This is a genomic window from Candidatus Woesearchaeota archaeon, assembly GCA_016187565.1.
In the GTDB taxonomy this organism is placed as follows: Archaea; Nanobdellota; Nanobdellia; order Woesearchaeales; family JACPJR01; genus JACPJR01.
In genome coordinates this window covers 1-7,876 of record JACPJR010000019.1, presented here as the reverse complement: position 1 = coordinate 7,876, position 7,876 = coordinate 1, and the positions used below count along the sequence as shown (strand labels likewise).

The window sequence follows — 7,876 nt, the reverse complement described above, 5'->3', positions numbered from 1 at the left end:
TATAGAGAGAAGGATTTTTATCCCTCTTTCCAATAGAACTCGATTACGAATCGAGTCTATTTGTGGGTTAAGCCGAATCTTGGCTTTACCCATATCATAAAAGGCTATGCGAAAGAGTTAATCTATTTTTTGGATGAAGCTAGCAAAAACATAAGCTTTATATTAGGCAAATCAATGTATCACATATGACCAGATTTAAATTAAAGAAAGTTTTTAAGGAAACAAAAGTAGATTACATTGATATTAATCAATAATCTGGCTCCCTGCGTCATACTTTCCTCTCCCCTATTTCTTTGAATCAAAAAGATGTAGGTTTATATCTGGAAGTTTGTTGATTTTTATTTTGATATTACTCAGAAGTCTATACCACCATGAATTTTTTCGATATCTTGAATAAGCTCGTTCTAAGGAGTTGTACAATTTTTGTCGATTTTTTTCAATCTCTTCATCCTATTTCAAAAGTAGTTTCATACGTTGGAATGCCCATGAAAAAAATGCCTCTTCCTTTCCCAAAACTAGATTTGATATCTTTACATTGCTGATGATCAAATTGTGAGGAATCTATTTTTCTAATTTCAGCATTCCAATGCCGTTTAAATTCTTGAAGTTTCTCATCAGTAGGTGTTTCAGAACCTAAATTAAGACGATTACTTGTCATTTTCTTATCCTCACTTAAACGCTACTTCCCCTTCAGTATCTTCCAATACCCGCCTTTATCTGGACCAACTCTTTTAATCACTCCTTCTTTAACCAACTTCCTTAATCGAGATTGAATCGTTTCTTCACGCTCTCCTAACTTTTGAACGAGTTCTTTTTTTTTCATAATTGATAGAGACTTATATTCAACAATTGAACCTGTTTTAAAGGCTCACCATCCCTATTTGGCCATACATAATGATACTTCCTTATAACTATTACGTTTTATGCCCCTAATTATGTTTTACTCTTTGTCTGAAGAAAAGCAGTAATCATTATAAATCCTGTTGCTCTTTCTGGACGGCATGTGGCTTGCAAAAATTAAGATTCCAATGCTGAAAGGAGCACTCATGTCTTCTCTTGCCTACAAAAATAAAGTAACGATTGCTGCATATCCTATTGCGCATCAAGTCATGGCTGATCACATTTTAGTAACCGGTGCTGGACTCATTTTAGGACCACCAGAGAACATACGAGCATTCTGCCGGAATGCCAAAAAAGAAAAGCGAATGGTTCATTTTGAGATAAAAAATAATTTTATGGTGTGCCTGGCAAAGCAGCATCTTGCCAACAAATACCTTCTTTCTCCCCATATTTTTCAGGTAAAGCCTGTTGTCGTAAACACCAATGGAGAATACATCTTTGCTCTTGCCTCCTGGGAAAAAAAGGATTTGATTACGGTTATCAAAGTCTATACTTCCCCGCCATTCAATGGTCAGCTTCTGTGGAAGAAACAGAAGAAACTGACAACAATCCAAACCATGACGGTCAATCCAAATCTCACTGAAAAGCAAAAGCATTGCTTGCACCTTGCTATTGAACAACGCTATTACGATTATCCGAGAAAGATTACCCTTAAGGAATTAGCAAAAATAGCAGGCTTATCCTACTCAACCTACCAGTTTCATCTCCAGAATGCAGAAAAGAAGATAATGCCTTTTCTTGAATCTGTGGTAGAGTAAGCGTATTTATGAAAAAGTATAGGCATAGACCTATAAAATCTAGTTATAACCAAAACTGTTTCTCCATTTTTTTGCATAATTTTGCTATACCTCCAGAGAAAGACTCATTATGAAAATCTACTTTTCAGTTCATGCAGGAGATTCGTTATCGCACGTCCTTCGTACGCTTGGTGTTGCCAAGGAACTTCAAGCCCGTGGGCATATGGTTAGCTATGGCAGCAGTGCATGGACCAAATCATTTGTTGCAAAAGAGGGTGTTCCTTATTGTTGTACCAATCAGGTCGTTGGACATAGTGATTTTGCCAAAAAAAAGAGCGCGTTATTTCTCGAGGAATTGGTCGTACAAGTAGAAACCGAAAGAAAAATTATTGAGGAAATAAACCCTCAGTTGGTAGTTGCTGATCCTGGCTTGTCAGCTTCTTTTCTGGGAGGCTCTTTTCATCTCGTGCGTGTTCTGCATGGTATGTATCTTCATCTGGTTTCATCGCATAGCGCTTACTCTTCTCAAAGAAGAAGAGAGACTGTTTCTTACCTTGAAGAGATTGCCCATGAGGTAGAAGACAGGCTTGGTCTTCCAAAAACGTTTGCTTATGATGATTTATTCACCACTCCAGTTGTTGTTCCAGGGGTAAGAGAATTTGAAATCTCCTCACCGGATTTCCCTGCTCATTTTATAGGGCCGATGGTGCATTATCTACCCATTCATCGTATTGAAAAAGGGGTTTGTTACCTTACCCTTGGGACGGGGAATCGAGATGATCGTCTGTTACAGAGGATTGTTAGCCTCACAAAGGATCTTTTCAAAAAGACCTATATTGCCACAGGATACCATTTTCAAACCCAACTGGACACAACAGGGCATGAAGCAGAGGTAAAGGCTTTTTTCCATCACATCCCAGAAGATGTTGATCTGGTGATCTGTCACGGTGGTCATGGTACGGTATACCAAGCATTACTCGGAAACAAGAGGCTTCTGGTTATCCCCCTAAATCTTGACCAACTCTGTCAGGCATATAATGTTATGCGTACTGGTGCTGGTGAAGCCCTTATTGGACGTTCTGAAGGCCTGCTCGTTAAACCTGAGCTTACCGAGCTTCGCAATATCGTTTCTCGCTTGCAGCAAAGAACCTACCGGAAGATTTCCATTCCACAGGTGAATGATTATACAACATTTGCTTCAACAGTTGAGAAGGCTTATTATGAAATATAGGTATATGCCTATAAAAAGGATTTAAACAAAACAAACTTCCTTTGAAGGATGGGAGGGGCACCGAGAGAATTAGGAGCATATATCCAGAAACAAAGAGCACTCATTGACCATGCAATTGATACCTATGTCCGACCAGATGAAGCAAAACTTAGCGAAGCAATCTCCTCTGCCCTTTATCCTGGAGAAGGTCATCGTTATCGTGGCTTAATTGCAGGGGAAGTATACCGTATGTTAGGAGGAAATGCTGAAACGTTTCTTCCCAGTGTTGTTGCTATCGAAGCCCTGCATTGTTGTTCATTGATTTTTGATGACCTCCCTTGTATGGATAACTCTCCTCTTCGAAGAGGAAAGCCAACAATTCATCAACGATTTGGAGAGGCTACCGCTGTTCTTGCTGGCCTTTATTTATTAACCAAAGGACAGGCTGTTATTCTGAAGAATGCCTATGAGCATGACATTGGTCGAGAGAACGTAATGAACATTACTTTACTCCTCGAGAGTACATTGGAGAGGATGATCTATGGTCAATTTCTTGACCTTCAACGGGGTAAAAATGATGCTGCACTAGCAAAGGCAATGGGAAGCAAAAATGACCTTTTTCATTTTTCTTGTGTACTACCGTGGTATCTGTTAGGTGAGCATAAAAAACAAAGTGTCTCCAGTGACCTAGGCGCTGTCCTTGATGAAATAGGGAGTCAACTTGCGATCGCATATCAGCTCTTTGATGATCTACGGGATGTTGAGGGAGATCCGCTCATTACAGGAAAGCCTCAAGGGGTTGATGAGGAAACATATGTTCACCGATGGGGAATTGATGCTGTTAAAGAAGCACTGTCAAGAAAGAGAGATGATATTCTTACAACAGTACGGACAATGGACAGGCATTCACGCCTTGAGGAACTTATTTACTACATCCTGACCATACCTTCGTGAGAGAAAAAATGAATAAAAACATCGAAGAAAAAATAGATTGGTACAAACAATATCTCCAAAAAGCAGGATTAGTGCTTGACGAGAGAACTTTTGTAAGCAATATAAAGACCGATAGATTATATATCCAACTCCTCAGAAAGTATCTTAAATCAGATGCCAAAATTCTTGAATGCGGCTGTGGTCTCGGAAGAACCGTCATGTCAATGGCACATGATGGTTTTCGTGTCGTTGCAATTGATCATAACAGGAAGATGCTAGCTATTGCAAAACAAAGTGCTACAAATCTTGGCTTGGCTAGAAAAATAAGATTTATTCGCCTGGACCTTTTTGATATAGACCAGATGTTTAAGCCATATTCATTTGATTGCATCACCCACCAGGGAGTTGTTGAACATTATTCAAAAACTGAAATTGAAAAAATACTTTTGAAGCAGTTAAAGATTGCTCCAATACTCATTTTTTCTGTGCCATTAAAAACGGAGTTCAACGAGAGAAAATATTTTGTTGACCATATTTACCGCAACCTGTGGACTACAGGAGTTTGGCTTAACGATGTTCTCAAAAGCTTTAATATTGTAGAACAAAAAGTTGTTAAACAACGTTCCGATAATCTATTAATTGTAATAAAAGAATCTGACTAATTTTTTAGAAAGAAACATGAAAACGAGCGAGCACATTATCCAGCAGATTACCGAAGCCATCGATCTTGGCTTATTCACGCAACGAAAAAAAGCAGACATCAGTGAGTACAAAGAAATGATTTTTGATACGGTACTTGCACGATTGCTACTCTATGAGATTACGGGTAGAAAAAGACACCTAGCAGAAGGTGTACGATATCTCGAGGAAAAAGCACAGGTGCATGATGGCTATGTACGATGGTCATCGACCCTTTCATTACCCCTCCCACCTGATGCAGACACCACAGCAGTTGCATTTTTACTCATGGCAATTGCACAAGAAGAAAAAATACCGGTTCCAGATGCACTGTTGCCTGAGCGAAATCTGTCCCAGTTTCAAGAACTTCAGGATAACTCAGGAATGCTCTATACCTGGTTTGGTGATCATAAACCCTACCATGATGTTGATCCTATAGTAAACGCCACGGTAGCACAACTCTATGCAAGAGTTGGTGTTCAGGATAAGGTGCACGATTCTCTTCGTGCGTACTGCAATGAAACCATGAGAACAATGACGCTTGACGAAGAAGTTTCTCGGTACTATCATGGAGGGTATTTTTTTGTCTATCGTCTTGCATCACTGCTGCGCCATGAACCAGATTTTTTGTTTCCTGAAGCAGCCCGTCATCTCGATACACTTTTGGGTGAGGGAAGTACGCCTAACACACTTCATGTAGCATTGCTCAGTATAGCTGCGAGCTATAGAGGATTGGCTCAAGAAGCACAACGATATAATGCTCAGTTTGGACATGCCGAAGATGGCTTTTATCCATTTATCCCTCTTTACCGAGGAAACGGTTGGGAATACGGTCACCCATTTATTACGACGCTGTTTGCTCTTACTGCGTTAGAAATCGCTCATAAACTTACTCCTGACCATACTTGAGGATACTCGTCTGTCCTTTACGCCTTCCTTTCGGGATGAGTTCTTTGGTAAGATCTTGATCAACCTGCTGCTTGATGTCAGCTGCCAGTTTTGTTCCCAAAATCTGGGCGAGAGTTGTAATAGCAACTGCCTTAACATCACCGACATCATGAATTCTTGCATGAAATAATCGTCTCGCGCGTACTCGTCCAATACCCTTAAACTTCATCAAAGGAATGAGTTCTTCCTTAACGCCATGATGTAATCGTATGCGTAGCTTCGTAATCTCCTTGAGTAAGGAATGATAGGCTAAAAGCTTAGCAAGCTCTTCGGTTGCGTACAATATCCAGTCAGCAAGATCAAGTTTTACACTAATCTCACCAGGACGAATATCATAGTGCTCAAGAAGGGTTTCTTCAGTTGTTTCTTCCATCCAATCTTGGAAAAACAATGCGGTTTTCAGGGCATAATAGTATTCTTCGTAGTCGTAATCGTAGCGTAGTGGTTCTTTCTCAAGCAAGATATGCTCTGCCTTAAGATAGGCAGCCTCTATCTTCTCGAGTTCTTTTTGCTTTACCTTAAGTAACGGACGTAATTCAAGCGTACGACAAATCATATGCAGGAATGAAAATTCAGTAACTGAACGTTTAGTTGCAGTCTCTAATTGCTCAACAAGATAATGCGCAGTTAAGGGATCAATATAGAGCTCGGCCACTCGCTTCCCTAATTTCGTTGCAGTAAGTGCATGCCTTCCTATCTGATCTGCAGATTGAAAATCTCCTTCTACTTCTTGAAGAAAATGCCATTCTCCTAAGAGGCGCAACATTCTATCAATGATCTGTTCAAGAAGATGGGTATCACCAAACTGATGGGCATAAAAGGTCTTTGAAAAGAAATCAAGCATTTTTTCTCTGGTTGTTAAGAAACCAGTGGCAATAAATGCGAGAAGTGCAGTTCTCATCACGGGTTCAACCGCAAGTTTGGACTGAATCTCTTCAGGAACACCACAGATATAGCGGTCAAAAAGTTCTTCTGCCTCATACTCCGAGCTCGCAATAAGAACAGATTCTCCTTCATTATCAAAAGATGGACGTCCTGCACGACCAGCCATCTGTAAATATTCCAGCACCGGAATCCAATCAAGTCCATGCACACCATAACGCTTCACGCTTTTCAGGATTGTCCGATACGCAGGAAGGTCAACGCCAGCTGCCAGGGTAGGGGTAGAACAAATAATTTTAATTGTTCCCTGACGAAACCAATCCTCAATGAGTTCACGCTGTTTTGCTGCCAGCCCTGCATGATGAAAGGCAACTCCTTTAGCAACGCAACGCGCCAAACGCTGACATTGCTTGGTAGGATGGGAAAGAACATTGAGAATCTGGATGCTCAGTTCTTGGTCTCCCTGTGCAGGTGCAACAATCTTCTTGGCAAGGTCCTCTGCTGTTTTTTCTGCTGAGGATTTAGTATTCGCAAAGATCAAGGCTTGCTTTTTTCGTGCAATAGTATCAAGCGCGATATCTAATGCACCATTATCCGTAAGAACTTGAATGACTACGGTTTCTTCCATACCCATCAGGAATAGAAATCATTATTTAAATGTTCAGGTGGCGAAGAGCAATGTGTCTTATTATTCAACCGGTTTTCCTTCTATCTTCATAGTTCCATAGACCAGTTGCGCTTTCTTGGGGATCTTGATGGTAACTCTCTGCACTTGGCCTGCCTCAGTAAACACGAGAGTTTTGTTGAATGAGTCATCAGCAAAGACATTGATTACTTGTGTACCTTCAGGCAGGACCTTGACAGGGACATATTGGTGATGGGATAAATTACCATCAGATGCTTCTACCAGAATGGTGTAATCACCGGTATCATTGTTCGTTGGCAGCCATTGCCCAGTCTCATTGAACGGTGCACTGTAATACAAGGTTAGGGTATCATTATCAGGATCTGAAGCGTTTGCTTGTAGGCTTGCTGTTTGACCTGCTATCGCAATAACCGGTTTCATTGGCTCGAGGTATGGCTGATGGTTGTTGCTGCCTAAGGTTGCCAGGATACTGTACGGCGAGCCTGCCCGTTTCACCACAATCTCTGCTTTACCATCATCATCAATGTCAGCAATCGCTGGAGAACTTCCTATTAAGCCACCAAAGCTGTAATTAAAGAGTTGGGTACCATCACCATTAATAACATGCAAGATTGACTTGTTATTCTCAGGAATAATAATCTCATTGTCACCATTGCCGTCAATGTCGGCTATGACCGGAGCAATATTAGGACTGTGAAAGGTTCTGCCATTCGTGTACTCACAGTCTATTCGTTGACCCTGGATGTCAATACAAACCACGCCACCTAACTCTTCTTCGGGATCATAGCGAAAGGATAAGGCAGCTTCTGTATTTGGATCTTGATCGAGATTAGCTATGGCGACTGTCGTGGGGCTGTGGAAACCCAAGCCGATAATCTTCTCTAAACTACCTGTTGCACCATCAAAAGCATAAAAGGTATCTGCACAGCTCCGGTATGCACT

At 40.9% G+C, this 7,876-nt stretch carries 9 protein-coding genes; 5 read left to right on the top strand and 4 right to left on the bottom strand.

Features of this window, described 5'->3' with window-relative positions:
- Positions 1-445: 445 nt before the first annotated feature.
- Positions 446-658 (bottom strand): hypothetical protein, encoded by a 213-nt coding sequence (locus tag HYW21_05830; protein MBI2548843.1) that lies wholly within the window; start codon positions 656-658, stop codon positions 446-448.
- A 21-nt stretch (positions 659-679) separates the two neighbouring features.
- Positions 680-823 carry a hypothetical protein gene (locus HYW21_05825; GenBank protein MBI2548842.1) on the bottom strand — a complete coding sequence of 48 codons (144 nt, stop codon included), beginning with the start codon at positions 821-823 and terminating at the stop codon, positions 680-682.
- Positions 824-1,001: 178 nt separating this feature from the next.
- Between HYW21_05825 and HYW21_05820 the strand changes: the two genes are divergently transcribed.
- From HYW21_05820 to HYW21_05800, 5 genes are all read left to right on the top strand, one after another.
- Positions 1,002-1,658 (top strand): helix-turn-helix domain-containing protein, encoded by a 657-nt coding sequence (locus HYW21_05820; protein MBI2548841.1) that lies wholly within the window; start codon positions 1,002-1,004, stop codon positions 1,656-1,658.
- Positions 1,659-1,767: 109 nt separating this feature from the next.
- Entirely contained in the window at positions 1,768-2,868 is a 1,101-nt protein-coding gene (locus HYW21_05815; protein ID MBI2548840.1) for a hypothetical protein, read from the top strand.
- 48 nt (positions 2,869-2,916) lie between these two features.
- Positions 2,917-3,801: a polyprenyl synthetase family protein gene (locus HYW21_05810; GenBank protein MBI2548839.1), complete on the top strand. Its 885-nt coding sequence runs from the start codon at positions 2,917-2,919 to the stop codon at positions 3,799-3,801.
- Between the two features lie 8 nt (positions 3,802-3,809).
- A complete protein-coding gene (locus tag HYW21_05805; GenBank protein ID MBI2548838.1) occupies positions 3,810-4,442 on the top strand; it encodes a class I SAM-dependent methyltransferase in 633 nt (210 codons plus the stop codon).
- A 16-nt stretch (positions 4,443-4,458) separates the two neighbouring features.
- Positions 4,459-5,367, top strand: coding sequence for a hypothetical protein (locus HYW21_05800; protein ID MBI2548837.1), 909 nt, complete (start codon positions 4,459-4,461; stop codon positions 5,365-5,367).
- Here HYW21_05800 and HYW21_05795 read toward each other — a convergent pair.
- Both HYW21_05795 and HYW21_05790 read right to left on the bottom strand, forming a co-directional pair.
- Positions 5,348-6,916 (bottom strand): hypothetical protein, encoded by a 1,569-nt coding sequence (locus HYW21_05795; protein MBI2548836.1) that lies wholly within the window; start codon positions 6,914-6,916, stop codon positions 5,348-5,350. The genes HYW21_05800 and HYW21_05795 overlap by 20 nt on opposite strands.
- A gap of 60 nt (positions 6,917-6,976) precedes the next feature.
- A partial coding sequence (locus HYW21_05790; protein MBI2548835.1) for a hypothetical protein occupies positions 6,977-7,876 on the bottom strand: 900 nt, incomplete at its 5' end.